Origin of the sequence: Citrobacter sp. Cpo065 (assembly GCF_030332805.1) — a bacterium.
Taxonomy (GTDB): domain Bacteria; phylum Pseudomonadota; class Gammaproteobacteria; order Enterobacterales; family Enterobacteriaceae; genus Citrobacter; species Citrobacter portucalensis.
This window is the reverse complement of sequence record NZ_JAOWHC010000033.1, coordinates 47933-74454: the sequence shown is the minus strand read 5'-3', so window position 1 is coordinate 74454 and position 26522 is coordinate 47933. Positions and strand designations below refer to the sequence as shown.

Annotated in this window: 31 protein-coding genes and 1 pseudogene; 10 read left to right on the top strand and 22 right to left on the bottom strand. The window is 52.3% G+C overall.

From position 1 onward, the window contains the following. Positions 1 to 3: 3 nt before the first annotated feature. The 3 genes from OGY68_RS15715 to OGY68_RS15705 all read left to right on the top strand — a co-directional run bounded on the left by OGY68_RS15715 (position 4) and on the right by OGY68_RS15705 (position 2651). The gene (locus OGY68_RS15715) at positions 4 to 696 is read left to right on the top strand and encodes a phosphohydrolase (protein WP_057069503.1); all 693 of its coding nucleotides are present in this window, start codon (positions 4 to 6) and stop codon (positions 694 to 696) included. A gap of 76 nt (positions 697 to 772) precedes the next feature. After that, positions 773 to 2203: a DNA cytosine methyltransferase gene (locus OGY68_RS15710; protein ID WP_008785123.1), complete on the top strand. Its 1431-nt coding sequence runs from the start codon at positions 773 to 775 to the stop codon at positions 2201 to 2203. Next, positions 2184 to 2651, top strand: coding sequence for a very short patch repair endonuclease (locus OGY68_RS15705; RefSeq protein ID WP_003839067.1), 468 nt, complete (start codon positions 2184 to 2186; stop codon positions 2649 to 2651). Before OGY68_RS15710 ends, OGY68_RS15705 begins: the two co-directional genes overlap by 20 nt. Here OGY68_RS15705 and yedA read toward each other — a convergent pair. Beyond that, positions 2643 to 3563 carry a drug/metabolite exporter YedA gene (gene yedA / locus OGY68_RS15700; protein WP_286617243.1) on the bottom strand — a complete coding sequence of 307 codons (921 nt, stop codon included), beginning with the start codon at positions 3561 to 3563 and terminating at the stop codon, positions 2643 to 2645. The two genes, OGY68_RS15705 and yedA, sit on opposite strands and share 9 nt — an antisense overlap. Positions 3564 to 3741: 178 nt before the next feature. On the opposite strand from yedA, the gene OGY68_RS15695 reads away from it, so the two are divergent. Together OGY68_RS15695 and OGY68_RS15690 are read left to right on the top strand one after the other, a co-directional pair. Beyond that, complete coding sequence (locus OGY68_RS15695) at positions 3742 to 4653, top strand: DUF808 domain-containing protein (protein ID WP_048235177.1); 912 nt, start codon at positions 3742 to 3744, stop codon at positions 4651 to 4653. A 77-nt stretch (positions 4654 to 4730) separates the two neighbouring features. Next, complete coding sequence (locus OGY68_RS15690; RefSeq protein ID WP_003030415.1) at positions 4731 to 4916, top strand: YodC family protein; 186 nt, start codon at positions 4731 to 4733, stop codon at positions 4914 to 4916. A 206-nt stretch (positions 4917 to 5122) separates the two neighbouring features. Here the strand turns inward: OGY68_RS15690 and yodD are convergent, their stop codons facing one another. Continuing rightward, positions 5123 to 5350: a YodD family peroxide/acid resistance protein gene (yodD, locus tag OGY68_RS15685; RefSeq protein ID WP_003030417.1), complete on the bottom strand. Its 228-nt coding sequence runs from the start codon at positions 5348 to 5350 to the stop codon at positions 5123 to 5125. A 163-nt stretch (positions 5351 to 5513) separates the two neighbouring features. On the opposite strand from yodD, the gene dsrB reads away from it, so the two are divergent. Further along, positions 5514 to 5702: a protein DsrB gene (gene dsrB, locus OGY68_RS15680; protein WP_003030419.1), complete on the top strand. Its 189-nt coding sequence runs from the start codon at positions 5514 to 5516 to the stop codon at positions 5700 to 5702. A gap of 54 nt (positions 5703 to 5756) precedes the next feature. Here dsrB and rcsA read toward each other — a convergent pair whose 3' ends face one another. The 14 genes and pseudogenes from rcsA to fliF all read right to left on the bottom strand — a co-directional run bounded on the left by rcsA (position 5757) and on the right by fliF (position 17257). Beyond that, positions 5757 to 6380, bottom strand: a complete 624-nt coding sequence (rcsA, locus tag OGY68_RS15675) for a transcriptional regulator RcsA (RefSeq protein ID WP_057067690.1) — start codon at positions 6378 to 6380, stop codon at positions 5757 to 5759. A 233-nt stretch (positions 6381 to 6613) separates the two neighbouring features. Then, positions 6614 to 7454: pseudogene (gene fliR / locus OGY68_RS15670) on the bottom strand (flagellar biosynthetic protein FliR). An 8-nt stretch (positions 7455 to 7462) separates the two neighbouring features. Beyond that, a complete protein-coding gene (gene fliQ, locus OGY68_RS15665) occupies positions 7463 to 7732 on the bottom strand; it encodes a flagellar biosynthesis protein FliQ (protein ID WP_008785117.1) in 270 nt (89 codons plus the stop codon). Positions 7733 to 7741: 9 nt separating this feature from the next. Then, a complete protein-coding gene (gene fliP / locus OGY68_RS15660) occupies positions 7742 to 8479 on the bottom strand; it encodes a flagellar type III secretion system pore protein FliP (RefSeq protein ID WP_003834056.1) in 738 nt (245 codons plus the stop codon). Then, positions 8479 to 8856, bottom strand: coding sequence for a flagellar biosynthetic protein FliO (gene fliO / locus OGY68_RS15655; RefSeq protein WP_100247253.1), 378 nt, complete (start codon positions 8854 to 8856; stop codon positions 8479 to 8481). The genes fliP and fliO overlap by 1 nt, the downstream gene beginning before the upstream one ends. Continuing rightward, entirely contained in the window at positions 8856 to 9269 is a 414-nt protein-coding gene (fliN, locus tag OGY68_RS15650) for a flagellar motor switch protein FliN (protein ID WP_003030433.1), read from the bottom strand. The genes fliO and fliN overlap by 1 nt, the downstream gene beginning before the upstream one ends. Further along, complete coding sequence (gene fliM, locus OGY68_RS15645) at positions 9266 to 10270, bottom strand: flagellar motor switch protein FliM (protein ID WP_003030434.1); 1005 nt, start codon at positions 10268 to 10270, stop codon at positions 9266 to 9268. Before fliM ends, fliN begins: the two co-directional genes overlap by 4 nt. Before the next feature lie 4 nt (positions 10271 to 10274). Next, entirely contained in the window at positions 10275 to 10742 is a 468-nt protein-coding gene (gene fliL / locus OGY68_RS15640) for a flagellar basal body-associated protein FliL (RefSeq protein ID WP_003834054.1), read from the bottom strand. 104 nt (positions 10743 to 10846) lie between these two features. Beyond that, positions 10847 to 12061, bottom strand: coding sequence for a flagellar hook length control protein FliK (gene fliK / locus OGY68_RS15635; RefSeq protein ID WP_057067687.1), 1215 nt, complete (start codon positions 12059 to 12061; stop codon positions 10847 to 10849). Next, positions 12058 to 12501, bottom strand: a complete 444-nt coding sequence (gene fliJ / locus OGY68_RS15630; RefSeq protein WP_003834052.1) for a flagellar export protein FliJ — start codon at positions 12499 to 12501, stop codon at positions 12058 to 12060. The genes fliK and fliJ overlap by 4 nt, the downstream gene beginning before the upstream one ends. 21 nt (positions 12502 to 12522) lie before the next feature. After that, positions 12523 to 13893, bottom strand: coding sequence for a flagellar protein export ATPase FliI (gene fliI, locus OGY68_RS15625; RefSeq protein ID WP_047410431.1), 1371 nt, complete (start codon positions 13891 to 13893; stop codon positions 12523 to 12525). Further along, positions 13893 to 14600 (bottom strand): flagellar assembly protein FliH, encoded by a 708-nt coding sequence (gene fliH, locus OGY68_RS15620; protein ID WP_003834049.1) that lies wholly within the window; start codon positions 14598 to 14600, stop codon positions 13893 to 13895. Before fliH ends, fliI begins: the two co-directional genes overlap by 1 nt. Next, complete coding sequence (gene fliG / locus OGY68_RS15615; RefSeq protein ID WP_003030443.1) at positions 14593 to 15591, bottom strand: flagellar motor switch protein FliG; 999 nt, start codon at positions 15589 to 15591, stop codon at positions 14593 to 14595. The genes fliH and fliG overlap by 8 nt, the downstream gene beginning before the upstream one ends. Then, positions 15584 to 17257, bottom strand: coding sequence for a flagellar basal-body MS-ring/collar protein FliF (gene fliF, locus OGY68_RS15610; RefSeq protein WP_057067686.1), 1674 nt, complete (start codon positions 17255 to 17257; stop codon positions 15584 to 15586). Before fliF ends, fliG begins: the two co-directional genes overlap by 8 nt. Before the next feature lie 216 nt (positions 17258 to 17473). On the opposite strand from fliF, the gene fliE reads away from it, so the two are divergent. Then, a complete protein-coding gene (gene fliE / locus OGY68_RS15605) occupies positions 17474 to 17788 on the top strand; it encodes a flagellar hook-basal body complex protein FliE (RefSeq protein WP_003030448.1) in 315 nt (104 codons plus the stop codon). Positions 17789 to 17842: 54 nt separating this feature from the next. Here fliE and yedF read toward each other — a convergent pair whose 3' ends face one another. Together yedF and yedE are read right to left on the bottom strand one after the other, a co-directional pair. Next, positions 17843 to 18076 carry a sulfurtransferase-like selenium metabolism protein YedF gene (gene yedF, locus OGY68_RS15600; RefSeq protein WP_000790504.1) on the bottom strand — a complete coding sequence of 78 codons (234 nt, stop codon included), beginning with the start codon at positions 18074 to 18076 and terminating at the stop codon, positions 17843 to 17845. Beyond that, positions 18073 to 19278 (bottom strand): selenium metabolism membrane protein YedE/FdhT, encoded by a 1206-nt coding sequence (gene yedE / locus OGY68_RS15595; protein ID WP_057067685.1) that lies wholly within the window; start codon positions 19276 to 19278, stop codon positions 18073 to 18075. The genes yedF and yedE overlap by 4 nt, the downstream gene beginning before the upstream one ends. A 185-nt stretch (positions 19279 to 19463) precedes the next feature. Between yedE and yedD the strand changes: the two genes are divergently transcribed. Further along, positions 19464 to 19877, top strand: coding sequence for a lipoprotein YedD (yedD, locus tag OGY68_RS15590; RefSeq protein WP_286617240.1), 414 nt, complete (start codon positions 19464 to 19466; stop codon positions 19875 to 19877). A 40-nt stretch (positions 19878 to 19917) separates the two neighbouring features. On the opposite strand, the gene amyA is transcribed toward yedD, so the two are convergent. The 4 genes from amyA to fliD all read right to left on the bottom strand — a co-directional run bounded on the left by amyA (position 19918) and on the right by fliD (position 23680). Then, entirely contained in the window at positions 19918 to 21405 is a 1488-nt protein-coding gene (gene amyA, locus OGY68_RS15585) for an alpha-amylase (RefSeq protein WP_057067684.1), read from the bottom strand. Between the two features lie 68 nt (positions 21406 to 21473). Then, complete coding sequence (gene fliT, locus OGY68_RS15580) at positions 21474 to 21845, bottom strand: flagella biosynthesis regulatory protein FliT (RefSeq protein ID WP_008785101.1); 372 nt, start codon at positions 21843 to 21845, stop codon at positions 21474 to 21476. Then, positions 21845 to 22252: a flagellar export chaperone FliS gene (gene fliS / locus OGY68_RS15575; protein ID WP_057067683.1), complete on the bottom strand. Its 408-nt coding sequence runs from the start codon at positions 22250 to 22252 to the stop codon at positions 21845 to 21847. Before fliS ends, fliT begins: the two co-directional genes overlap by 1 nt. Positions 22253 to 22267: 15 nt before the next feature. Next, the gene (gene fliD, locus OGY68_RS15570) at positions 22268 to 23680 is read right to left on the bottom strand and encodes a flagellar filament capping protein FliD (RefSeq protein WP_057067682.1); all 1413 of its coding nucleotides are present in this window, start codon (positions 23678 to 23680) and stop codon (positions 22268 to 22270) included. A gap of 255 nt (positions 23681 to 23935) precedes the next feature. On the opposite strand from fliD, the gene OGY68_RS15565 reads away from it, so the two are divergent. Next, positions 23936 to 25612, top strand: a complete 1677-nt coding sequence (locus OGY68_RS15565; protein WP_057067681.1) for a FliC/FljB family flagellin — start codon at positions 23936 to 23938, stop codon at positions 25610 to 25612. Positions 25613 to 25774: 162 nt separating this feature from the next. Beyond that, positions 25775 to 26494 (top strand): RNA polymerase sigma factor FliA, encoded by a 720-nt coding sequence (gene fliA / locus OGY68_RS15560; protein WP_016153479.1) that lies wholly within the window; start codon positions 25775 to 25777, stop codon positions 26492 to 26494. Positions 26495 to 26522: the final 28 nt, after the last annotated feature.

Sequence of the window (26522 nt, the reverse complement as noted above, 5' to 3'; positions counted from 1 at the left end):
AGCATGAAACTGCACGACTGGCAGTCGCGATTTGAAGCCTGGTTAGCTGATAACCATTCTGGACAAGATGCTGCACATGACATCTTTCACTTTCGACGAGTGTGGATAACGGCGCAAAAGCTGAGTACAGATGCAACCGTAGACTGGCTGGTGGTGCTGACCGCGTGCTACTTCCACGATCTCGTCAGTCTGCCAAAGAACCATCCTGAGCGTCATTGTTCGTCGGTACTGGCAGCCAAGGAAACACGTTGTGTTTTGATGCGCGATTTTCCGGATTTTCCACAACAGCGGTTATCGGCAGTGTGTCATGCCATTGAGGCGCACAGTTTTAGCGCCAAAATCGCGCCAGAAACCCTTGAAGCGAAAATCGTGCAGGACGCAGATCGGCTTGAGGCGCTGGGTGCAATTGGTTTAGCGCGCGTATTTGCCGTGTCAGGGGCGTTGGGGGTTGCGCTGTTTGATGCGGAAGATCCGTTTGCTCGAAAGCGTAGCCTTGACGATAAACAGTACGCGCTCGATCACTTCCAGACCAAGTTATTGACGTTGCCGTTGACGATGCAAACCGAACGAGGGCGGCATTTGGCGCAACACAATGCGGATTTTTTACTGACGTATATGGCGAAGCTGAGTGCGGAGCTAAAAGGAGAATACGAAATGCTGGATCTTGACGCGATTCAACCCTTTAAAGCGCGCTAGTCGCCAATACGGCTGAAACGTCAACCGTGCTAATTTATGTTAATCTGTCGGTTATCCATTTCTGCCGGTTAAATGTATGCAGGATAATTTTTCAGTAGCAGGCTCCATGAACCCGATGACAGATGAAAACGAGGCCGACGTGCAGGTGATGTTGGCCAAGTTGCTTGAAATATATGACGTGAAAACGCTGGTTGCTCATCTGAATGGCGTTGGCGAGAACCGCTGGAGCCCGGCCATCTTTAAGCGAGTGGTTGCTAATGAAACATGGCATCGCCTCAGCGACCGCGAGCTCATTCATCTGAATACTTTGTTGCCGAAACCACCTGCGCATCATCCGCATTATGCCTTTCGCTTTATCGATCTTTTTGCCGGTATTGGCGGCATTCGTCGCGGCTTTGAAGCGATTGGCGGGCAGTGCGTGTTTACCAGTGAGTGGAACAAGCATGCGGTGCGCACCTATAAAGCGAATAACTACTGCGATCCGCTCCAGCACCGCTTTAATGAAGATATTCGTGATATCACACTCAGCCATCATGACGGGGTGAGTGACCAGCAGGCGGCAGAACATATTCGCCAGCATGTTCCTGAACATGACGTGCTGTTGGCCGGATTCCCATGTCAGCCATTTTCTCTGGCTGGTGTATCAAAGAAAAACGCGTTAGGGCGGGCCCATGGTTTCGCCTGTGATACGCAAGGCACACTTTTTTTTGATGTAGTGCGCATTATCGATGCGCGTCGGCCAGCCATATTTGTGCTCGAAAACGTCAAAAACCTGAAGAGTCACGATCAGGGCAAAACGTTTCGCATCATTATGCAAACGCTGGACGAGCTGGGTTATGACGTGGCAGATGCGGCGGATAACGGTCCGGACGATCCGAAAATTATCGATGGGCAACATTTTTTGCCTCAGCATCGCGAACGTATCGTGCTTGTCGGCTTCCGACGCGATCTGAATTTGAAATCAGACTTCACGCTGCGGGATATTGTCACGCGTTATCCGCAGCGGCGTACTACGCTTGCGGAACTGCTTGAGCCGACCGTCGATGCGAAATATATACTGACGCCGGTGCTGTGGAAATACCTCTATCGCTATGCGAAAAAGCATCAGGCGCGGGGCAATGGATTTGGCTATGGCATGGTGTATCCCGGTAACCCTGATAGCGTAACGCGCACATTATCTGCGCGTTATTATAAAGATGGGGCGGAGATCCTGATTGACCGTGGCTGGGATATGGCGCTGGGTGAAAAAGATTTTGACGATCCGCAGAATCAGCGACACCGCCCACGCAGACTTACGCCCAGAGAGTGCGCGCGTCTGATGGGGTTTGAATCTCCGCAGGGCTATCAGTTCAGGATCCCTGTGTCAGATACTCAGGCTTATCGCCAGTTTGGTAATTCGGTGGTCGTTCCGGCATTTGCGGCGGTGGCCAGGCTGCTGGAGCCGAAAATCAGGCAGGCAGTTGCTATTCGCGAGAAAGAGAACCAGCGTGGCAGACGTTCACGATAAAGCAACACGCAGTAAAAATATGCGGGCGATAGCTACCCGCGATACCGCAATTGAAAAACGCCTTGCCAGCGTGCTGACAGAGCAGGGGGTAACGTTTCGCGTGCAGGATGCGACGTTACCCGGTCGCCCCGATTTTGTGGTGGATGATTATCATTGTGTGATTTTTACTCACGGCTGTTTCTGGCACCACCACGATTGCTATTTGTTTAAAGTCCCCGCGACACGAACGGAATTCTGGCTGGAAAAAATAGGCAAAAATGTCCAGCGCGATGCGCGGGATTGTGAAAAGTTGCAGGCTCTGGGCTGGCGCGTACTGATTGTCTGGGAGTGCGCCCTGCGTGGTCGCGAAAAGCTGGACGATGAAGCGTTATCTGAACGTGTCATCGAGTGGATCTGCGGCGGTGGCGACACCGCGCAGATCGACACACTCGGTATTCATTTACTGTAACGTTTTTTCCGACGGGGTAGCAACGGCATCCGCTTTAACAGGGAACAGGTATTTCCCCAACGTTACCAGCACCACAGCAAACACGATCACGCCGAGTGCCAGCCATTCGATAGGGGCCAGTCTTTCACCCCCCAGACCGGTACCTAACAGCACGGCAACAACCGGATTGACGTAAGCATAGCTGGTGGCTAGCGCCGGGCTGACATTGCGGATCAGGAACATATACGCATTAATGGCAATAATGGAGCCAAACAGGGCCAGGTAAGCCACAGCCATAAAGCCTGAAAATGTTGGCATGGTGGTCAGTTTTTCCCCGGAGAGTAGCGATGCGCACATCAGCACAATACCGGCGGCTAACATTTCAATGGCTCCGGCCATCATGCCAACGGGTAGCGTAATGCGTGAACCGTACACTGAGCCAAACGCCCAGCTTATTGAACCGATCAGGATCAAAATAGCGCCCCACGGATTGCCACTTAAATTGCCCCCGCTGTTCAGCATGATGATCCCTGCTAGCCCAATCGCTATCCCCAACCATTCCAGCTTGCGCGTTTTGATGCCAAAAAAGTGGCTAAAACACAGCGTAAATAACGGGACGGTGGCGACCACCACGGCGGCAATACCGGAAGGGACATTTTGGTGTTCTGCGACGGTGACCAGACCATTACCCACAGCCAGCAGCAGGATACCAATTAACGCGGCGTTCAGGATTTGGCGTAAGGGGGGCAGCTCATGCCCACGAATAAGTAAGAAACTTGTTAATAAAATTCCCGCGGAGAGAAAACGTACGGCTGCCATCATTAACGGCGGCCAGCTTTCAACGCCAATGCGAATAACGAAGTACGTGGAACCCCAAATGATGTACAGCGCGAATAGCGCACTGAAAAGCGGTAACAATTGCCTGAAACGCATAATCCCTCACGGTGGAAATAAAAAGGTGCAACATAGTAAACGTCAAAACTATCTTACTGGCGAGATTTATAATTACGTGTTGATGTTAAAAAATTGTTGACCAGAAAGGTCAGTTTCAGCATGGCGTGTTTTACTTCATACTTATGACTGCAAAAAAATAATATTGAGGGTGAAAATTTTGGCAGGAAGTAGCTTACTGACCTTACTCGATGATATCGCCACGCTACTGGATGATATCTCAGTGATGGGAAAACTGGCCGCGAAAAAAACCGCGGGCGTGCTGGGGGATGATCTGTCGCTTAATGCGCAGCAGGTATCGGGCGTGCGGGCGAACCGCGAACTCCCGGTGGTCTGGAGCGTGGCGAAAGGGTCGTTTGTTAACAAAGTTATTCTGGTGCCGTTGGCGCTATTGATAAGCGCATTTATTCCCTGGGCGATCACCCCCTTATTAATGGTAGGCGGGGCGTTTCTCTGTTTTGAAGGCGTGGAAAAGGTTCTGCATACCCTGGAGGCGCGTAAGCACAAAGAAAGCCCGGAAGAGCGTCAGCAGCGTCTGGCTGCTCTGGCCGCACAGGATCCACTCACCTTTGAGAAAGATAAAATCAAAGGGGCAATACGTACCGACTTCATTTTGTCTGCCGAGATTGTCGCAATTACGCTGGGTATTGTAGCGGACGCCCCTTTGCTGAATCAGGTGTTGGTGCTATCTGGTATCGCGTTAGTGGTGACCGTGGGCGTGTATGGCCTGGTGGGGATTATCGTTAAGCTTGATGATATCGGCTACTGGCTGGCAGAAAAGCGCAGCCTGCTTGCCCAGTCGCTGGGCAAAGGGTTGCTGGTGGTTGCCCCCTGGCTTATGAAAACACTTTCTGTGGTCGGCACACTGGCGATGTTTTTAGTGGGAGGCGGCATTGTGGTACACGGAATATCGCCGCTGCATCATGCGATTGAACATTTTGCTCAGCAGCAAAGTACATTGATTTCGCTAATGCTTCCGACCCTGCTTAACCTGGTGCTCGGCTTTATCATCGGTGGGATTGTCGTTCTGCTGGTAAAAGCTGTCGCCAGAGTGCGCGGAATTTCGCACTAATTGTTACAGGACTGATTACGCAAAACGCCTCCTTGTCATCTAAGGTGTAAAGGTTTCTCTTGATACAGGAGGCAGGTATGGTCTTTTCTGTCAGTGAGGAAGTCACCTCCAAAGAGGGTGGCCCACGTATGATCGTTACCGGGTATGCCAGCGGAATGGTGGAATGTCGCTGGTACGACGGCTTTGGCGTTAAACGGGAAGCATTCCGTGAAGATGAACTGGTGGTGCCTGGCGAGCGAAGACAGCTCTGTCAGGATGCCTGAACATTTGGCTCGACCGTAACCTGGTGATCTCTCACCCATTAGTTATATTTATCATTCCGGTGAGAATTATTTACTTGTCAGGCAAAAAAATTGCAGATAAGGTTTGGTTCACATCAGATTTTCTGGTGTAACGAATTTACAAGTGCTTCTTGCATAAGCAAGCTTGATCCCGACCCGATAAGGGCCGGGATTTTTTTCGCCCTCAGTCAGCGATTGATCTCCGACACGCTAAAGTCATGGATATCAAGCTCGAACGCATCGGCCAGTTCATGCCATGTATGGTAATCACGCCCGTCAACGCTGACGCGCTCCGGGTCATCCTGGCTGCGATGAATTTCACTCTCGCAGATTTCGTTGATTGCCTTTAGCAGCGCGTCGACATCGACGCTGACTTCACGTTTGGCCGTATCGCTGTACTCTTTCGCGGTTTTCATCCTCATACCTCTCAACCGTTAAGGATACCGGGGGAGCGTACCCAAACATCAGATACGCACAACTTAAGTATAGACCGTCGATAAAACCCGCAATCGCGCGTGCACAGCGCTGCCAGAAAAAGGAATTTGTTCTACACTGGCACAAAGCCACAGGAGGAAAACTATGAAGGTGAATGATCGGGTCACAGTCAAAACGGACGGCGGTCCTCGTCGACCGGGCGTGGTACTGGCAATCGAAGAATTTAGTGAAGGCACCATGTACCTGGTTTCGCTGGAAGACTACCCGCTCGGTATCTGGTTCTTTAATGAATCAGGTCATCAGGATGGTATCTTTGTGGAAAAAGTGGAGTGACATGAGTTCCGCTGTTTGATTCTGACTGGTGGAGTCGCCACCAGTCAGAACGTCTTAGCGCATATTCACAAAGATACCATTGGTGACGTTATCCGTAAGCCTTACAACGTGATAGATAACTTGCTTATTATGCGTTTTAATCTTTCGTTTTATATTCCCCTTATGGGATGACACCGTCTTGGCTTTGATATTCATTTGATCTGATATCTGTATTGTTCCTTGACCCTCCATCCACATACGCAGCATGCTGGATTCGGTTCGACTTAATGATAATGTCGGCAGATTCACATCAATAGCAATATCTACTTCCTTTTTCAGAATATCGCCAAGTAGTTTATCCAGTGAGTCAGGTTTAATCGATTTAGAACTAATCAATAAATTTTTTCTGACGAGTAGGTATTCATCAAAATGCACGTTGGCAATTGCCATAAACACAATAAATAATGTGCTGGGATGCTGATTAATGATTTGCTTTATTTGCTGGCTATTAGCAGGATCGTGGATAAAGCAGTCCTCATTAATAAACACCACAGCGGGTTGTTGAGAGACACAGGCGAGACTGAGTTCATCAACGTTGGAAATGTTGTTGATTTCCTTTTTTTTCACTCCCCGACTTACCAGATATCCGGTTAACCCTAGTCGGGTGTAACTGCATAAATCCATAATAATCGTTGACATGGCATACCCTCACTCAATGCGTAACGATAATTCCCCTTACCTGATTATTTCATCACAACTAAACGGAATAATAACGACCCAAGATGACGCTTTCGCTGTTTTTCAGGCGAATTTACTATCCCGTAAAGTTGCGTATAATTTGCCAGGAAATATCTTAAAGTAAAGTGAATGTTGCGTTATGTGAGTGAGGCAAAAACAAATAAGCCGCGACAGAGATATCCTGGTGGATGTTGTCACTTTTTAAATTTAGGACAATCCTTAGTAAAACAGGATAAAAAATAAGGGTTATTATTTTCCAGGCATTTCGCTGACGATATCGGCCAGTAAATTAAAAATCTCACTGAATAATCGTTCACAGAATGGCGCAATTAATGGCATTAGCGCCGCCATTAGTGAAATACCTACGGTCAGAGTGAGAGGAAAGCCGATGACGAAAACCGACAGCTGTGGCGCCATGCGATTTAACAAACCAAGTGCGAGGTTCAGCGTGAGCAGTAACGTCATTACCGGCAGGGCCAGCATTAGCCCGTTGAGGAAAATCAGGCTACCCGCCCGTGCCAGCGCGAGAAACGCATTGCTGTTCACCGGATTGCCGCCGATGGGCAGAGTATGAAAAGTATCTACCAGCAGCGAAATCAGCCATAAATGGCCGTTAAAGGTCAGGAACAGAAGCATGGCGAGCATGTCGATCAGTCGTGCCAGAACCGGCATATTCAGACGGCTACCGGGATCGAAGAACGTCGCGAAGGAAAGGCCCATTTGCAGGCCAATTAATTCCCCGGCGGTACGTACTGCGGCAAACGCAAACTGCATGGTGAAGCCTAATGCGATACCGATCAGGATTTGTTGCATTGCCTGCCAAAGCGCGCCAACAGAAAAGATGGGGACGTCAACGGCGGGGATCGATGGGGCGATAACGACGGTAATCATCAACCCCAGCCCCAGCTTTACCCGTTTGGGGATGGCTCGTTCACTGAGGATGGGGGCCGTTGAGATGAGCGCCAGTATGCGCAGCAAAGGCCAGAAGTATAAATTCAGCCAGTGGAGCCACTCAACGCTGGACACCTGCAACATAACGTTGTCTACCCGATGATATAGGGGATATTGCTGAACAGCGTACGCACGTAGTCGAGCAGCAGGTTAAGCATCCACGGGCCAGCAACAATGATGGCAATAAACACCGCGACAATTTTGGGGATGAAGGACAGCGTCATTTCGTTAATCTGGGTCGCCGCCTGCAGAATACTGATGATAAGACCCGTGATGAGAGCGACCAACAGCAAAGGTGCGGCAAGGGCCAGGGCGACTTTCATCGCCTCTGTGCCCATCATCATGACCGATTCAGGAGTCATTTCGCGCCTCTAACTGTAAAAGCTTTGTGCCAGCGAGCCGACAAGTAGCTGCCAACCGTCTACCAACACAAACAGCATCAGCTTGAACGGCAACGCGATTGTGGCGGGCGGTACCATCATCATCCCGAGCGCCATCAACACGCTGGCGATCACCAGGTCGATAATCAGAAACGGAATAAAAATGGTAAAGCCTATCTGGAATGCTGTTTTCAGCTCACTGGTGACATAAGCGGGCAGCAAAATTCGCATCGGCACGGCTTCTGGTCCCTGTAACGGACCGCTGTTTGCTAAGCGCGCGAAGAGTGCCAGATCGGCTTCACGGGTCTGGCGCAACATAAACTCACGCAGCGGCTGGGCGCCTTTCTCCATGGCTTCCTGCATGGAGATCTTCTCTTCGCTGAACGGTTGGTATGCGTCAACGTAGATTTTATCGATCACCGGCGACATGATGAAAAAGGTCAAAAAGAGCGCCAGGCCCAGGAGCACCTGGTTAGGTGGTGCTGAGGGGGTACCCAGCGCATTTCGCAGTAGACCAAAAACGATGATGATGCGGGTGAAGCTGGTCATCATCAGCAAAATTGCAGGCAGGAACGTCAGCGAGGTGATGAACACCAGCGTCTGCACGGGTAACGTCCAGTTTTGTCCGCCGCCCGGCAAAGGCTGACTGACCAGACCCGGGAGTTGGGCGAGGGCAACGGGGCTGAAAAGCCACAAGCCTGCCAGCGTAAGGGATAACAAACGGCGCATCAGGATCTCCCAGGACGCTTCAGCAAACTCTTCATCATGGCCTGGAAATCCGCAGGGGAGGCCGTTTTTTCTTCTGCATCGGCAGGTGCCGGGGGCAGGGTGTGCAGGACGTTAATCTGCGAGGCTGTGACGCCCAGTACCAGACGGGCATCTTCGACCTCGACAATCACCACGCGCTCACGTGGACCCAGTGAGGTGCTGGCCATAACTTTTAGCCCGCGCGTACCGGCACTTTTGGGGGCAAACCCCAGACGTTTAATGACCCAGGCCGCCGCCAGGATCAAGACGATGATCCCGAGCAGCGCGCCGCTTACCTGCACCAGCGGTGAGCCGGGAACGGCGGCGGGTTGAGAAACGGTAGCCTGGGTATTCATGATTAACGGCTCAGGCGGCGCATACGTTCAGACGGGGTGATAATGTCAGTGATACGCACACCGTATTTATCCGCAACTACGACGACTTCGCCCTGGGCAATCAGATAACCGTTGATCAGAATATCCAGCGGTTCGCCTGCCAGACCATCCAGTGCGACAACCGAACCCTGAGTCAGACGCAGCAGCTCTTTGATGGTCATGCGGGTACGGCCCAGTTCGACGGTCAGCTTGACCGGAATGTCCATGATCAGGTCGATGTCCTGCAAAGCACCGCTGACGTCGCCGCCACCTAACTGCTGAAATACCGCATCGGCCGCACTTTTGGTGGGCGTGGTTTTTTGCTCGTTTAACGCGTCAGCCCACAGATCGTCCAATGCGCCAGTGTTCTCATCGGACGGATTATTCATATCACTCATTTGGGCTGTTCCTCATTCAGCGAATTCAAAATCGGGTTTATCAGATGTTCTACGCGTAACGCATACTGACCGTTTACGGTGCCATACTGGCTGGTCAGCACAGGCACGCCGTCCACATGAGCAATAATGCGGTCGGGTTTTTCAATCGGCAGTACATCGCCGGGTTTCAGTTTTAAAATCTGGGATAGCCGCAGCGGAATGTCGGCAAAGTTTGCCACCAGCTCCAGCTCAGAATGCTGAACCTGACGCACCAGATTATTGCGCCAGTTCTGATCTTCATTACGTGAGTTTTCCAGCGGCGGATTCACCAACAGCTCACGCAACGGTTCAATCATGCTGAATGGCAGACAGATGTTAAATTCACCGGTCAGGTTGCCAATTTCAACGTGGAACGGGGTGTTCACCACAATGTCGTTCGGAGAGGTGGTGATATTGGTAAATTTCACCTGCATCTCAGAACGGACGTATTCCACTTCCAGCGGGTTGATGGCCTTCCACGCGTCGCTGTAGCTTTCCAGCGCCAGCTTAAGCATGCGGTTGATAACGCGCTGTTCCGTGTGTGTAAATTCGCGCCCTTCGACTTTCGTCGGGAAACGACCGTCACCGCCAAACAGGTTGTCTACGGCGATAAATACCAGACTCGGTGAGAACACCACCAGACCCGTACCGCGCAGCGGCTTCAGGTGGATTAAGTTCAGGTTGGTCGGAACCGGTAAGTTGCGCGCAAATTCATGGTATGGCTGGATACGGATCGCACCCACGGTAATATCCGGGCTACGGCGCAACAGGTTAAATAACCCCATACGGAACTGGCGCGCAAAGCGTTCGTTAATGATTTCCAACGCCTGTAAACGCTCACGTACCACGCGACGCTGAGTGTTGGGATCATAAGGACGAATATCGCTTTCTTTTGCGATACCTGAAATGGGTTCGTCTTTGGTTTCGCTATCGCCGTTGAGCAATGCGTCGATTTCAGCCTGAGAAAGAATACTGTCGCCCATGTCTTTACCGCAGAATAAAAGCTGTATAAAGAACGTCGGTGACAACCTGTTTCGGCTGCCCGACAACGAGCGGAGTCGCCAGCGTCTCTTTGATGGCGGTAATCAGCTGTTGCTTACCTTCCTCGGTGGCGAGTGTGGCTGCATTCTGACGAGAGAACAGCAGCAGCAAGCGGCTGCGCACTTCCGGCAGATATTCGTTAAGACGTGAACGTGTCGCCTCATCTTTCATGCGCAGCGTGATACCGATATACAGCACACGGTCTGCATCACCCAGATTGACGGTAAAGGTATCCAGCGCAAAGAACACCGGGGCTGGCGGTGGAGGCGGTTCCGCTTTGACGCTGGCGGACGGCTGCTGCTGCATGCGCCAGTAGCTATAACCCGCAGTTGCGCAGGCGGCGAGGGTAATTAATACCAGCAGAGGGATCCAAATAGCGCGTTTACTTTTTTTGTTAATCGCGGAGTCAGTCATCAGATACGGGCTTCCTGTTTCGGTACAGCTTATGGGCTGATTATCCCGTGTCCTGTCCACGACAAAGCGTGGAAAAGACGCGGATAATCATGCTACCTCTGGCGTTAGGCGAAGATGTCTACTGCGCCATCGCCGCGGGCAGCGGCTTGCAGCGAGGCTGGGGTTGCCAGTATTGCGTCATCTTCAGCGGCAAAAATGTCTTGTCCTTGAGCGCGACCAGCCTGCTGTTGCTGCCCGGAAGACTGCTGATGGCCAGCGAAGCTTTCACTGCTGATGTTGCTTTGCCCCAGTTGAATGCCGCTTTCAGCCAACTGCGTACGCAGCATCGGTAATGCGGCTTCCAGTGCGGCGCGCACGTGACTGTGCGGTGATACCATCTGCAGCTGCGCGAGGTTATCGTCCAGCTTGAGGGAAATATGTACCTGACCCAGGTCCTGCGGATGCAGACGCAGCTCTGCGCTTTGCTGGCCCTGGCGCGTGAACAATGTGACGTGCTGGCTCAGCGATTGCTGCCATTCATGGCTACCTAACGGAGCGCTTAACACCGGCGCGGCCGTCGGTAACGGTTGTGCGTGTGTTTGTGGACCACTTAGCGGGGCCGCAGTCATGCCAATGCTGGTCGGTGACGGGGTGCTGTCGATTTCAGCTCTGGCGTTCGCCGCCGCCGTCAGCGGGGTTAATGTTGGATTGTTTGCCTGATTAGCACCACCGCCAGCAATTGTGACATCCGCTTTGCCTTTTTTGGCATCACCCGGCAGCAATTCGCCAGCGTTATCGGCAATAGCACCGTGTGCAGCGCCACGTGACAATGCGGAAAGCGTGGCATCAACCGGGGCTGGTGCGCTGTCGACGGCAGGCGTAGCCAGCGGTTGTCCTGGCAGCATGGCGAACAATGCGCTCAGGTTGGCGAGATCGTCATCACTCAGCGTAGTGTTTTTTTCGTCCTGCTGAGCAACTTTGCCCAGCGTCGTCAGGGCATTAGCTTTCAGTGAAGGTGTGAGAGCAGACAACAGTTGCTGAGCGTCTGTCATGTCGGCAAGAGAAGTCTCGGTTTGTAGCTCCTGTTGCGCCAACAGATCGGTTAATTTGACCGACTGTGCGGCATCGCCATTTTTTTGCAGTAACCCTTTTTGCAGCTTACTGCTGGCCGCCTGTAAGTCGGCAAGCGACAGCGGAGCGTCTTTACCCTGCGCGTCGCCCGCACCTAATGCGCCAGCCAGCAGCGCTAAAAAATCCTCGGGTGAATCTACCGCTTTGCCTGACTGAAGACCTGCGGCTACGTCGGTGTCGGTGGTAATCAGTTGGGGTAAAGTAATCATTCGGGTTTCCTCATAGCTGCGCGCTGAGCAAATTCATCCATTTTTTTCTGATCCAGACGGTTTTCGGCCAGTAACGCCGCCGAGGTTTGTCTGTCCTGCAACGTCTGCCACGCCTGTAATCGTTGTTTTTTGTCGCGCCAACTGTTCAAAGCCATGTCCACTTTTTGCGTCCACTGATTGAGCTGTTGGCGGTGTTGTTCAATCGCTTTTTCCAGCGTCTGAATAAATTGCTGGTAGTTAATCCAGCGATTGCTGGTAATACCCTGGCCCATATCGGTATTCAGATTGTTGCGATACTCATGCTGATAATCGATCAGCATTTTTAACTGTTCTTCCGCCTGCTGACAGCCACGACGCATCTCTCCTAATAAGACAGCGGCGTCATCTACCTCTTTTTCAGCCAGGTCTTTCAGTGTTGCTAACGCACCATGTTGTGCCATGACCTATGCTCTCCTGCTTAATCACACACCAGGGAAAATCAGTTCTAAAGCTTGTAGAGAATCTTCCCAGTCAGCCCGTTCAAAGATGCCTTGCTGTAAAAACGCTTCCAGCTGTGGCCATAAGGCGATGGCTTTATCCAGCATTGGATCGCTGCCTTTGGCATACGCCCCCACGCTGACCAGATCGCGGTTACGCTGGAAGCTGGATAGCAACTGTTTAAAGTTACGCACCCGCGCATAGTGTTGTTCACTAATGAGCGCGGTCATGGCGCGGCTGATCGAAGCTTCGATATCGATGGCCGGGTAATGACCTGCTTCGGCCAGATGGCGGGACAGCACAATGTGGCCGTCCAGAATCGCGCGCGCGGAATCGGCAATCGGGTCCTGCTGGTCATCACCCTCGGTCAGTACCGTATAAAACGCGGTGACTGAACCGCCGCCGTGAATACCGTTTCCGGCACGTTCAACCAGCGCCGGTAATTTGGCGAATACTGACGGTGGATAACCTTTGGTTGCCGGTGGCTCGCCTATTGCCAGGGCTATCTCACGTTGCGCCATCGCATAGCGGGTGAGGGAATCCATAATCAGCAATACGTGCTGTCCACGATCGCGGAAATCTTCGGCGATGCGCGTGGCGTAGGCCGCGCCTTGCATACGTAACAGCGGCGAGACGTCCGCCGGAGCGGCAATCACTACCGAGCGTGCGCGACCGTCAGCGCCGAGAATATTTTCAATAAAATCTTTAACTTCGCGGCCACGCTCGCCAATCAGGCCCACGACGATGACGTCGGCCTGGGTATAACGCGCCATCATGCCGAGCAGGACGCTTTTACCGACGCCGGAACCTGCGAAAAGCCCCATACGCTGGCCGCGACCTACGGTTAACAACGCGTTGATGGGGCGTACACCGGTATCCAGGACGTGTTCAATTGCGGTACGTTGCAGCGGGTTAAACGGCGGTGTAATCAGCGCGCCGGTTTCGGTGGTATCCGGGGCGGGCAGTCCGTCGAGCGGTTTGCCGCTGCCGTCCAGCACACGCCCCAGCAGAGCAGGGCCAAGCGGTAATTGCTTCCCGCTTTGCAGACCTTCTCCGGCAATGTTCTTCGCGTACACGCGCGCGCCGGGCAGAACGCCTTCGACCTCTTCGAGCGGCATCAGAAACAGACGTTGACCGTTAAAGCCTACGACTTCGCTTTCAACTTCCTGGGTTTCGTTGCCATCCTGGCGTTCAATGACGCAGGTGGCACCCAGCGGTAGCTGTAACCCCGTGGCTTCCAGCACCAGCCCGGTTGCGCGGGTCAGGCGACCGTAACGACGCACCGCAGGCAACAGAGACATTTTCTCTTCGAAGTTGTCCAGCGTATTGAGCCAGCGAGTCAGGCGAGTGGTCATTACACGACTCCCGGCGCTGCCAGACGGCAGAGTTCTTGCCAGCGTGTGGCGACGCTGGCATCCAGATCGCCTTCGTCGGCTGAAACTTTACATCCGCCGTGATGCAGCGTGGGATCGCCGCGCAGCCGCCAGCCGTGCAGGCTGAGAGTGGCACCGAGCATCTCCTCAACACGCTGGAGATCGTCCGGATGTACGCGCAACTGTGGCTTACCGCTAAACAGCGGTTCCTGTTGCAATAACTGTTGGATCTGCTTAATCAGCGCAGCGTTATCCACGATAGGCGTCTGACCAATCACCTGACGCGCAGCTTCCAGCGCCATTTGCATCAGGCGCGAGGCAATGACGCTGTCCAGTGCGTCCAGCGTATTCTGAAACTCGCTCACCAGCTGCTGCATACGGGCATGAATCGGCGCATGCTGCGCACGCGCCTGGTTCTGGCCTTGCTCCAGCCCCTGGCTCAGACCTTCCTGATAGCCTTGTTCATGACCCTTTTGTCGACCTTCCGCCAGCCCCGCGTTATACCCTTGCTCATGGGCCTGCATTTGCAGCTGTGCGAGCTGTTGTTCAAGCTGTTGCTCTGCTGAAAGCTCGGGTTCTTCCGTCTCTTCGGACAGCGGCGTTTCGCTGTGGTCAGCCAGCACGAACTCTGCCATCGGTGGGGCGAGATCGTCCGGAGTCCAGACTTTCCACGGCAGTTCGTTAGACATAGGTATCCTCGCCGCTGCCGATCACCATCTCGCCGGTTTCCGCCAGACGACGCACAATAAGCAGAATCGCTTTCTGTTCGTTTTCCACCTGCGACAAACGCACCGGACCGCGGTTGGCAAGGTCGTCGCGCAGAATATCGGCAGCACGTTGCGACATGTTGCGCAGGAACTTCTCGCGTAGCGGCTGTTCGGCACCTTTCAGCGCAATCAGCAGCGATTCGGAATCCACTTCCTGTAGCAGACGCTGGATACTGCGATCGTCGACATCCACCAGGTTTTCGAACAGGAACATCTCGTCGATAATTTTCTGCGCCAGTTCGCCGTCGAACTCGCGTACGGCGGTGATAACCGCTTCTTCCTGCTGGGTTTTCATCAGGTTGATAATTTCTGCCGCCGTTCTCACGCCGCCCATTTTGCTGCGCTTGAGGTTCTGGCCATCGAGCAGACCGTTCAATACTTCGGTCAGTTCTGCCAGCGCGGCAGGCTGCACGCCGCCGAAGGTGGCGATACGCAGCATCACGTCGTGACGTAAACGCTCGTCGAACAGTGCCAGAATATCGGCGGCCTGGCCCCGTTTGAGGTGCACCAGAATGGTGGCGATAATCTGCGGATGCTCGTCGCGGATAAGGTCGGCGGCGCTTTGCGGCTCCATAAAGTTGAGCGTTTCAATGCCGCTGGTGGTATCGCGGGTTTCCAGAATATCTTCCAGCAGGCTGGAGGCGCGTTCCTCGCCCAGCGCTTTCACCAGCACGGAGCGCAGATATTCGTTGGCATTGATATTCAGCGCGGCAAACTGTTCTGCTTCTTGCTCAAATTCGGCCAGCACTTCCGTCAACTGTTTGTTGGAGATCTGGCGTACGTTCGCCATCGCTGTACTCAGCGCCTGAACTTCGCGCGTGGAAAGGTGTTTAAACACCTCTGCCGCGCGATCTTCGCCAATGGTCATCAGCAGGATGACGCTTTTATCGGTACCGGTAAGGGCATTACTCATGATCGTTACTCATCCACTGGCGAATGACCAGCGCCACGACGCGCGGATCGTTATCTGACATTTCACGAATACGCTGGCTCATCACTTCTGCACCCAGACGCTGATTCGTACGACGCTGCTGGGTCTGTTCGTCTTTGCTGAGGCGAACTTCTACCGCTTCTTCGGTTTCCTGACGAATACGCGTTTGTTCTTGTACCGCTTTTGCTTCTTCGCTGCGGCGAACCAACTGCGGACGAACAGCCTTACGCCACAGGATCCAGGCAACAAGCAGAACCAGTAACCAACGGCCTGCGGTCATCAACTGATCAATAAAGAACGGCTGTTTCCAGAACGGCAGCTCGCCCATGGAATCGTCGGTCGCCGTGAACGGAGAGTTCACCACGTTCAGGGTATCGCCACGTTTGTCGGAGAAGCCCATCGCTTCGCGGGTCAGATCCTCAATCTGTTTCATCTGATCGGCGGTTAACGGCAGCGGTTTGCCGTCCGGCAACGTTTTATAGTTGACCACCACTGCAACCGAGAGACGCTGCACATCGCCGACGTTCATTTTGGTGTGGCGAATGGTACGGTCGACTTCATAATTGCTGGTTTCATTGCGCTGCGTACTGCGTGGACCGGCATTATTGCTGTTATTTGCCGTCTGCGTAGTTTGCGTATTTTGCTGATTAGCCGGAGGGTTGGCGATTGGCGCGGTATTCGCCGGTGCTGGCTGATTAGACAATGCGCCCGGTACGCCGCCTGGCGCTCCGCTTCCGATCTGCTCGCTGACGTTTAACTGACGTGAACGTAGCACGGCCTGGGAATCATCACCGTTTGGACGGTACTGTTCTTCGGTTTGCTCTTTATTAGCAAAATCCAGCTGCGCGGTGACCTGCGCATGTACGTTACCGTTGCCGACAATCGGCGACAGGATCGATTCGATACGACGTTGAACGCGGCCTTCGACATCGCTGGCGTATTTCAACTGCGCATCGTTAAGATCGCGGCTGCTGGTGTTTGACTGAGTTAACAGATGACCCGCCTGGTCGACCAGCGTAACGTTGCCCGGCGGTAACCCGGCGACAGCGCTGGAAACCAGATGCGTAACTGCACTGATCTGACCTTCATCCAGTGCACGGCCTGGTTCAAGATTCACGGTCACGGAGGCTGAAGGCGCTTTTTGCTCACGCACAAACAGCGACGGTTTCGGCATTGCCAGATGCACGCGGGCGCGTTTTACCGGTCCCAGCGTTTCAATGGTACGGGCTAATTCACCTTCCAGCGCACGCTGGTAGTTGACCTGCTCGCTAAACTGGCTGATACCAAACTTTTCCTGATCCAGCAGTTCAAAACCAACGGCTCCGCCTTTGGGCAGGCCTTGCTGCGCCAGACGTAAGCGCAGTTCGTGGACTTTATCGGCAGGAACTTCGATAGCACCGCTTCCCTCAGTAAAACGATAGGGAACGTTCATCTGCGTCAGTTGGGTGACAATCGCGCCACCATCCTGATCGGAAAGATTGCTGAACAGCGTGCGATAGTCAGGCGCTTTGGCCCACAGGACCATCGCCACGATGATAGCGACGGCAGCGGCTCCCGCCACAATCAAAGGAATTCTGGGATTCGCGCGCAGGCGGTTTAACCACTCGAGAGGTTTAAGCTGGGTTGCAGTCGATGCTGTCGCACTCATCTCGCACCTCGTGGCTTATCGTGGACGGCGTTTTTTGCAAAGTGGAACAAGACTCACTCCCGGGTCAGCAAACTCGAAAAATTGACGGTCTCATTATTTGCGGTTTCGAATTTTTCTATGCGTTAAAAACCGTGGTTTTTTATCGTTATTTAACGCCTTTATCTTATTGACTAACTGGTAATCTCAGCTAAGTAAAAAATCATCCAGGGGATCAGAATGTCGGCAATACAGGGGATTGAAGGGGTCATCAGCCAGTTACAGGCCACGGCGATGTCAGCAAAAATGCAGGATATGCAGCCACAACCGACCGTGAGTTTTGCCGGACAACTGCATGCGGCGTTAGACAGAATCAGCGATGTGCAAACCGCGTCCCGTACGCAGGCTGAGAAATTTACCCTGGGTGAGCCGGGTATTGCGTTAAACGATGTGATGACCGATATGCAAAAGGCGTCGGTATCGATGCAGATGGGTATTCAGGTGCGTAACAAACTGGTGTCGGCGTATCAGGAAGTGATGTCCATGCAGGTGTAGGGACAACGTGCTGGGAATGTTTGCCGGATAAGCGCAGTGCCATCCGGCAAACAGTTACTTCTGAATCAAATAGCGGATCGTTGGACCATCCTGCTGAATATCCAGCACCGTATAGCCGTGATTACGCGCATCCAGTGGTATATTGTTGATTGACTGCGGGCAATCGCTCACCACTTCCAGAATTTCACCTTTCTTCAATTGCGGCATCGCTTCCAGCGTGGCTACAGCCGGATATGGACACGGTTCGCCGACCATATCGAGGCGATAATCAGGCACGATATTTTTCATACAGACTCCTTGGCAGGCGTCAGCCCTGCGCGACGGAAGAAACGTTTTTCCCAGCCGATAATGAGCATCAGCGCGGCAAACAACAGCAGATAGGTCACCAGCAGACCGCCGAGCGGGCCGAAGGTGTTGAGCAGATTCACTTTGTCCCAGTTGGTGGCAAGCGCGGGAGCAAAATCATCCCAGTAGTAGGCCAGAATGGTCGAGCCAATAACGTTGCCCAGACCAACCCACCAGTAATGCACCTGGCCTTCAACGGCGCGATACATCCAGCCGGTTTCACATCCGCCCGCTAAAACAATACCGAACCCGAACAGCAAGCCGCCGATCACCGCATTTGGACCCGCCCACATGATTTTAGGCTCGACGCCCAGTTGCACGTAGCTAAAGATACCGATGGCGCTGACCGCCATCCCGAAGATGATCGCTTTTGCCATATGGGTGCGACCGGAAATCCACAGGTCGCGGAAGGCGGAGGTGAAGCAGATTTGCGCCCGTTCAATCAGCAGTCCGAACCCAACGCCGAACAGCATCGCCAGACCGAGCTTGGGTTTATCCATCGCCGTGAGTAGCGCCCAGCCGATCATGGCGATAAACACCAGCATGCCCAGGCGGAAACGGCGACGGGCCTGATCCGGTTTTTGCGTTAACGGCGAGGCGGCGGAGACTTTCTGCATTTTGACCGGAATACGGAACATTGGCAGCAGGGTAAAGCGTGCACCAAACCAGGAGCCAATAGCTGTGGCCAGCGCAAAAAACCAGGCGTGTAGCGAGAACTGCGGAATGCCGGTGAAGAATGCGGCCAGGTTACAGCCCATTGCCAGTCGTGCGCCGAATCCGGCGATTGCCCCGCCGATTATCGCCTGCATTATGCGCACCCGACTGCGCGGCATGCGTAACTTGACGTTGTTGGCCCACAGTGCGGCAGCAAAACAGCCGCCGAACATACCGAGGATCATCATGCCGTCGATGCGGGTCAGGGGCGAGCCTTCGAGATGGATCAGCTTGTAGTATCCCCACTCTTCGGCGTGCACACCAAACAGTTGCAGGATTTGACCACCCCAGCGGGTGAATTCACCGGTAACGGCCCAGAAGGTTCCCGTAATGCCGAAATAATAAGTGGAGAGAATACCCGCTGCGATGACCGCAGGGGCGGGGGCCCAAAATTTAATTAACCAGGCCTGTTTGAAGTGTTGCCATGACATGCGTTGTGCCTCTGAACTCAGAAGGTATGTAACAAGAAGTGTGGATACTACACCGTTCAGAATTTTTGACTATGAGTAATAAGAGGTAACACCGTCTGGATCAATCTTTCTCAACGCTGCCGAAAGGCTGGCGACATCAGGCCTTTAATGCCACAATCCCATTTTCTTCGCATGCAGGATGAATGATGAAAAAATTTGCAATCGTTGGTGTATTTCTGGCGCTTACCGGATGCGCCGAAGTAGAAAATTATAACGACGTGGTGAAAACGCCAGCGCCAGCCGGTCTGGAAGGATACTGGCAGTCAAAAGGTCCGCAACGCAGTCTGGTGAGCCCGGAAGCCATTGCCAGCCTGGTGATAACGAAAGAGGGCGATACGCTGGATTGTCGCCAGTGGCAGCGGGTGATCGCGCTGCCGGGGAAACTGACGATGCTCTCTGGCGATCTCACCAACGTGACGGTGAAACGCGAGCTGTACGAGATCGAGCGCGAAGGCAATACGCTGGAATATGACGGTATGACGCTGCAGCGGGTGGATCGCCCGACGCAGGAATGTGCTGACGCGTTAAAGAAAACGCCGCTGGCAACACCGCTGCCATAAGCCGTACGCCCCGGTAACCATCGGTCACCGGGGTTGAGCTTTACAACACGTCTTCAATCACCCACACGCTGACGCTCCCGCCGTTACAGAAAAACGTCGCTTCGCCGTTTTCATCGGTGACCACGCTTTCTTCACGATTTCCCAGATAGTCACGCCAGGTTTTATTGCCATAATTGGCGCCGAGATTGATGGTCTTTTCCCCGTCATCGCCGTTTGACAACACCACCACACAGCCGGGATCCTCGTCCGTGCCGCTGCGGCTAAAAGCGATACAGTTAGGATGATCGAAAAAGAGCGTCTGTACCCCATGCGCGAAGCGCTGGCGTGCGAGGATCAGTTCATCAAGTTGTTCAATGATCGGCATGTCGATAGGATAGGTTTCGCCATCGCCGCCGGTGTCTTCGTAATGCGCTCCGTAGAGGTCAGGGTAAAATACCGACGGCACGCCGTTTTCGCGTAACAGGATCAGCGCATAGGCCAGCGGCTTAAACCACGGCTCGACGGGGGCTTCGAGTGCCTGCAAGGGTTGGGTGTCGTGATTGGCGACCAGCGTGACGGCATGAAAAGGATCGGCCTCCACCAGAGTGTCGGTGAAAATCTGGCTCATGTCGTAATCGCGGCCCTGACGGGAGGCCTCGTGGAATTTCATCTGCAAAGGGGCGTCGAACAGCATAGTTTTCCCCTCCACCTGATTAATGTAGGTTTGCAGCTTGTCGACTTCGTGGGACCAGTATTCCGCCACAATAAACAGCGGCTTGGGTGCAACCTCCTGCACGTGCTCAATCCACTCTTTGTAAAACCATGCCGGAATATGTTTCACCGCATCTAAACGAAAACCGTCACACTGGGTTTGCTCCATTACCCAACGCGCCCAGTATTTGAGCTCCTCAGTCACCGCGTGATTGCGAAAATCAATGTTTTCGCCCATCAGATAATCAAAATTACCCAACTCATCATCGACCTGATCGTTCCAGCCTTCTCCGGTGTAATCGTTAACGATTTTAAAAATCCCGTCTTCGGTTGGATTCTCGATATGGTCAATGCCGCTGAAGCATTTAAAATCCCAAATGAATTGCGAGTACTGGCCTGCGCGGGCAGGGAAGGTATAGCGCGTCCAGCCCTCACATTCGATAATCTCATCATCTATTTGCGTGCGATCTTCGGCGTTAACGCGCTGGACGCGGATCTTTTCTTTCTCATCAGCGCCCATTTTGTGGTTAACCACCACGTCGAGCAGCACGGCAATATCATTGTGTTTTAGCGCGTCTATCGCCGCCAGCAGCTGGTTTTTATCGCCGTATTTGGTGGCGACGGTTCCCTTTTGGTCGAATTCGCCCAAGTCAAACAGATCGTAGGAATCATAGCCAACGGAATAGCCGCCAGACGCGCCTTTATAGGCTGGGGGCAGCCATACCATATTGATGCCGATATCATTGAGTCCGCCTGCGCGTTCGGCAAGCTCGGGCCAGAGTTGACCGCCATCAGGGTAATACCAGTGGAAGTACTGCAATAACGTGGGATTTTTCATCTTCCGTGCTCCAGAAGTCGTTTGGCCGACCTCTGGAGTATGGAAGATAATTCAGACGAGACGGGAAATTATTGTGGCGAGGTGGGGGCGTCGGGTACCAGCAGCATACCGGAAAGACGACCATAGGCGTTATTCAGCGTCTTTTGGCGTGTCGACTGGCCGATGAGGTTGCTGAGCTCATCCAGGCGCTGCTGCAACAACGTTTTGAGCAGTTGTTCGTTATCCAGCGTTTGCTTAATATACCCGGCCACTAAGTCCTGAATACTTCGTGTAATGCCAGGTGGAGTTTGCTCTTCCATGACCACTTCAATACTTTGCAGATAGGTAACTTCCTGTTCCAGTAAAAGGTCCCATTCACCCCGCTGCGCCAGTTCCAGCAGCGAGTGACTGAGTAGCGCGATGCGCTGCCAACGGTTGATAAACTCCACGGCTGAGGTCATTAACGAGACTCCTGGGACGACGCTTTCGGTGAGATCTGTTTCCAGGCTTCCGCAATGTTGCCGAGCAACCCTTCGACTTCTTCAATGGCTTGACAATCATTATTCAGATTAGCGTGAAGTAAACGACGAACCATATAGTCATACAATGAAGATAGATGGGTGGCGAGTTCCCCACCTTTTTCGTGGTCCAGGCCTGCTTTCAGACCATTGTCGATAATGTTAATGGCTTTGCTTAAGGCCTCGCCTTTGGCGACGATATCACCCTGTTGCATAAACAGGCGAGCGCGCACCAGGGCGCTGTTCGCGCCATCAAACAACATTTCAATCAGCTGATGCGGATTGGCGCTCATCACGGCGCTTTCCACGCTGACCTGTGCATAGGCTTTGGTACCGCTCGCGGTATACATGTTTACCTCGTGTTATCAGGAATTATTCATCGCTGAAAATTGTTGGCCCAGATAGGTACTGGTGCTGTTGAGCTTGCTCATCATGGTGTCTAACTGCGTAAACTGTGCCGTGTAACGCGCCACGGTGTCATCAATACTGGCGCTGACTGACAGATACTGTTTAGTCAGTTTTTTCAGCGTTGAGTTAATACTGTCTTGTGCGCTGTCGATAATACCGTCATCAGCCAGGTAGCTTTTTACTTCGGTGGCAATTTTGGTGGTAATACCGGTTTCTTTGCCGTCGCCGACCAGCAACTCACGCACGGAAGCTGTGTTTTCGTTCAGGACTTTTTTCAGCTTATCATCGTCAATTTTCAGCTTGCCGGTTGCGCCGTCCTGCTTAATACCAATTTCATTTAATGTTTTAAAAGCACCATCACTGGCACCGTTGGCAAATTGTGCACGAATTCCACTTTGAATCGTACGAACAACACTGTCACCAAGCAGCGCTCCGTTATTTTTGTCTTGCGCTTCAGCACCCGGATCAACTTCTTTATATTTGGTCAGCGTATTAAAGGTGTCGATAAGGGAATTATATGAATCGACCCAGCCTTTAATGGCTTCGGTTGCTTTGTCGTTATTCTTTGTTACCGTGACCCGAACATCAGTGACTTTTTTGGTCAGATCGAGCACTACGCCCTGAGGGGCATCGGTAATTTTATTACTGGAACGTTCAATATCGATACCGTTTACGGTTAACTTCGCATTTTGAGCGTTAACCTGTTCCTTCATATTCCCGGTGCCGGTTTTGCTGTCATACGCCAGCAGGTCATTTAGCTTGCTGTCTCCCTCAACGGAGATAGTCATTTTATTGGCTTCGCCTTCACTGGCAGTCAGTACCAATTGGTAGTCGCCATCTTTAACTTTAACGATGCTGGCCGAAATTCCGCTATCGGCATCGTTTATCGCTTTGCTGATCTCATCCAGTGAGGTCTGGTCTTTATTCAGCTTAATTTCCAGTGGCTCTTTACGGCCTTCCTGCGCAATTTTTATGGTGCGTGTTTCTGCTGAACTGTCACCCAGCGCGTCTTTTGTTGACGCAATCTTAGTCGCTGAATTGGTTCTTAAAGATTGCGCTTGTGCCAGTTGGGTGACGCTAATGGTATAGATACCCGGTGCCGCCCCCGCTTCGGTGGTCACTTTCAGATCTTCACTGCTGCTGGTAACGGTTGTGCTTTTGAATAGATCGGCTTTATTTAAAGCTGTGTTCGCAGTCTGAAATTTTTCCAATGCACTTTTTAATGTGCCGTAGGCGGTCAGACGCGCGGTATTATCGCTTTGTTGTTGAGTTATTGGGTTTAAGCGTTTTTTTTCCGCGATAGTCAGGTTGTTCAGCAACGTATCCAGCGGCAGATTTGAACCGACGCCAAGAGAAGTAAATGAAGCCATGCCTAATTCCTTTTGATTGCAAACAGTAGTTAAGCGGGTTATCGGCAATCTGTGCGCAAAGTTTAATGATAGTTTTGTAAAAATAATGCGCAGAATAGTGGGGCATATTGCGGGTATTTCTGGGGCTAAGAAAAAAGAGGGCGGAAAGTGAAAATTTTCTAAAGTTCGAATTTAAGGTGCCGATACATGGGTTACGGTGAGAAACCGTGGGCAACAGCCCAATAACATCAAGTTGTAATTGATAAGGAAAAGATCATGGCACAAGTCATCAATACAAACAGCCTGTCGCTGTTGACCCAGAACAACCTGAACAAATCTCAGTCTTCCTTGAGCTCCGCTATCGAGCGTCTGTCTTCCGGTCTGCGTATCAACAGCGCCAAAGACGATGCTGCTGGTCAGGCGATCGCTAACCGTTTCACTGCCAACGTTAAAGGCCTGACTCAGGCTTCCCGTAACGCCAACGACGGTATCTCCATCGCGCAGACCACTGAAGGTGCACTGTCCGAAATCAACAACAACCTGCAGCGTGTGCGTGAACTGTCCGTTCAGGCAACCAACGGCACCAACTCCCAGTCTGACCTGGACTCCATCCAGAACGAAATCACCCAGCGTCTGAGCGAAATTGACCGTGTTTCCGGTCAGACTCAGTTTAACGGCGTGAAAGTACTGGCGTCCGACAGCTCCATGAAAATTCAGGTTGGCGCGAACGACGGCGAAACCATCACCATCGACCTGAAAGAAATTACTTCTTCTACTCTGGGTCTGGACGGTTTTAACGTCAATGGTAAGGGAGGCGTTGCTAATACTTTAGCTAAAACAACAGACTTAACTGCTGCAGGTTTCACCACTGCGGATGGCGGGAAGACTTATACTGGTACAGCTGGTTTTGCTAATGCAAAAGCTGCAGATGTATTTGGTAAAATGGTTGATACAGGTACTGTAACCTCAACCATTGATAATGGTTTTGGGGCAGCTCCAGCAAGTACAGTTTATAAATATGACAAATCAAGTAATTCTTACTCATTTGATGTAGGTGCCGCCGCTAATGCAACACCTGCACAAATCGCAGGTTATTTAAACCCGAACGCTGGGGATACCACTAAAGCAACAGTTGAAATTAAGGGGTCATCTCAAGCAGTCATTATTGATAGCAATGGGAAAATGACTGCTGCGGACGATAATGCAGCGCTTTATATCGATGATTCAGGTAATCTGACCAAAAATAATGCTACTGGTGGTAAAGCTGCAACCTTAGACCAATTAGAAAAAAACTATGATGGTACTGGTGCAATTGGTTCTAAAATCACAACTGATTCTGGTACAGTTATTAACTTCGTTGGTAGTGCTGATGGCACAGCAAAAGGTCAGATTTCCGCTAGTAATGTGAAAATTAGCAGCGCTGATCTTTTAGCTAAAGCAGATGTGGCCGGTTTCACTACGAGCACTGGGTTTAGTGTTGCTGCTGCTGCAGGTGGCGGGGCAAATGCTCAGCAAAACGGTGCTGATGTTTATGTCAATGGTAATAGCTTCACAATTGACAATACTGCAACATATTATGTGCAAACTGATGGCGCAATCACTAATGGTTCCGGCAAGGCTGCATACAAAGATGCTAATGGTAAAATCACTGCTGAAGCTCAAACAGCTACCGACAAAACCAAAGACCCTCTGAAAGCTCTGGATAAAGCGCTGGCACAGGTTGATGCGTTGCGTTCTGACCTGGGTGCGGTGCAGAACCGTTTCGATTCTACCATCACCAACCTGGGCAACACCGTAAACAACCTGTCTTCTGCTCGTAGCCGTATCGAAGATGCTGATTACGCGACCGAAGTGTCTAACATGTCTCGTGCGCAGATCCTGCAACAGGCGGGTACTTCTGTTCTGGCACAGGCAAACCAGACCACGCAGAACGTTCTGTCTCTGCTGCGTTAATTTACGCTTATCGCGCAAACCCCGCTCCGGCGGGGTTTTTTACATTTAGCTTTACCCGTAACCCCCAAATAACCCCCCATTTCACCCACTATTCACCCGATTAAAACCCCTGCAGAAACGGATAATCATGCCGATAACTCATTTAACGCAGGGCTGTTTATCGTGAATTCACTGTATACCGCTGAAGGTGTAATGGATAAACACTCGCTGTGGCAGCGTTATGTACCGTTGGTGCGTCACGAAGCATTGCGCCTTCAGGTGCGTTTGCCGGCGAGCGTAGAACTGGATGACCTGCTACAAGCGGGCGGCATCGGGTTATTGAATGCCGTTGACCGATATGACGCTTTGCAAGGAACGGCATTTACCACTTACGCAGTGCAGCGTATTCGTGGAGCAATGCTGGACGAACTACGTAGCCGGGACTGGGTGCCGCGTAGCGTTCGGCGCAATGCTCGCGAAGTGGCACAGGCGATGGGACAACTGGAGCAGGAATTAGGGCGCAACGCGACGGAAACCGAAGTGGCGGAGCGTCTGGCTATTCCTGTGCAAGAGTATCGTCAGATGTTGCTCGATACCAATAACAGCCAACTTTTCTCTTATGACGAGTGGCGGGAAGAGCATGGCGATAGTATTGAGCTGGTGACGGAAGAACATCAGCAGGAAAACCCGTTACAACAGCTACTTGAGGGTAACCTCCGCCAGCGCGTGATGGACGCGATCGAGGCGTTGCCGGAGCGTGAAAAGCTAGTGTTAACGCTGTACTACCAGGAAGAGCTGAATCTGAAAGAGATTGGCGCGGTACTGGAAGTCGGGGAATCACGGGTCAGCCAGTTGCACAGTCAGGCCATCAAACGTCTACGCACCAAGCTGGGTAAGCTATAGGGGTAATCATTACCCCTGAACAATGCCG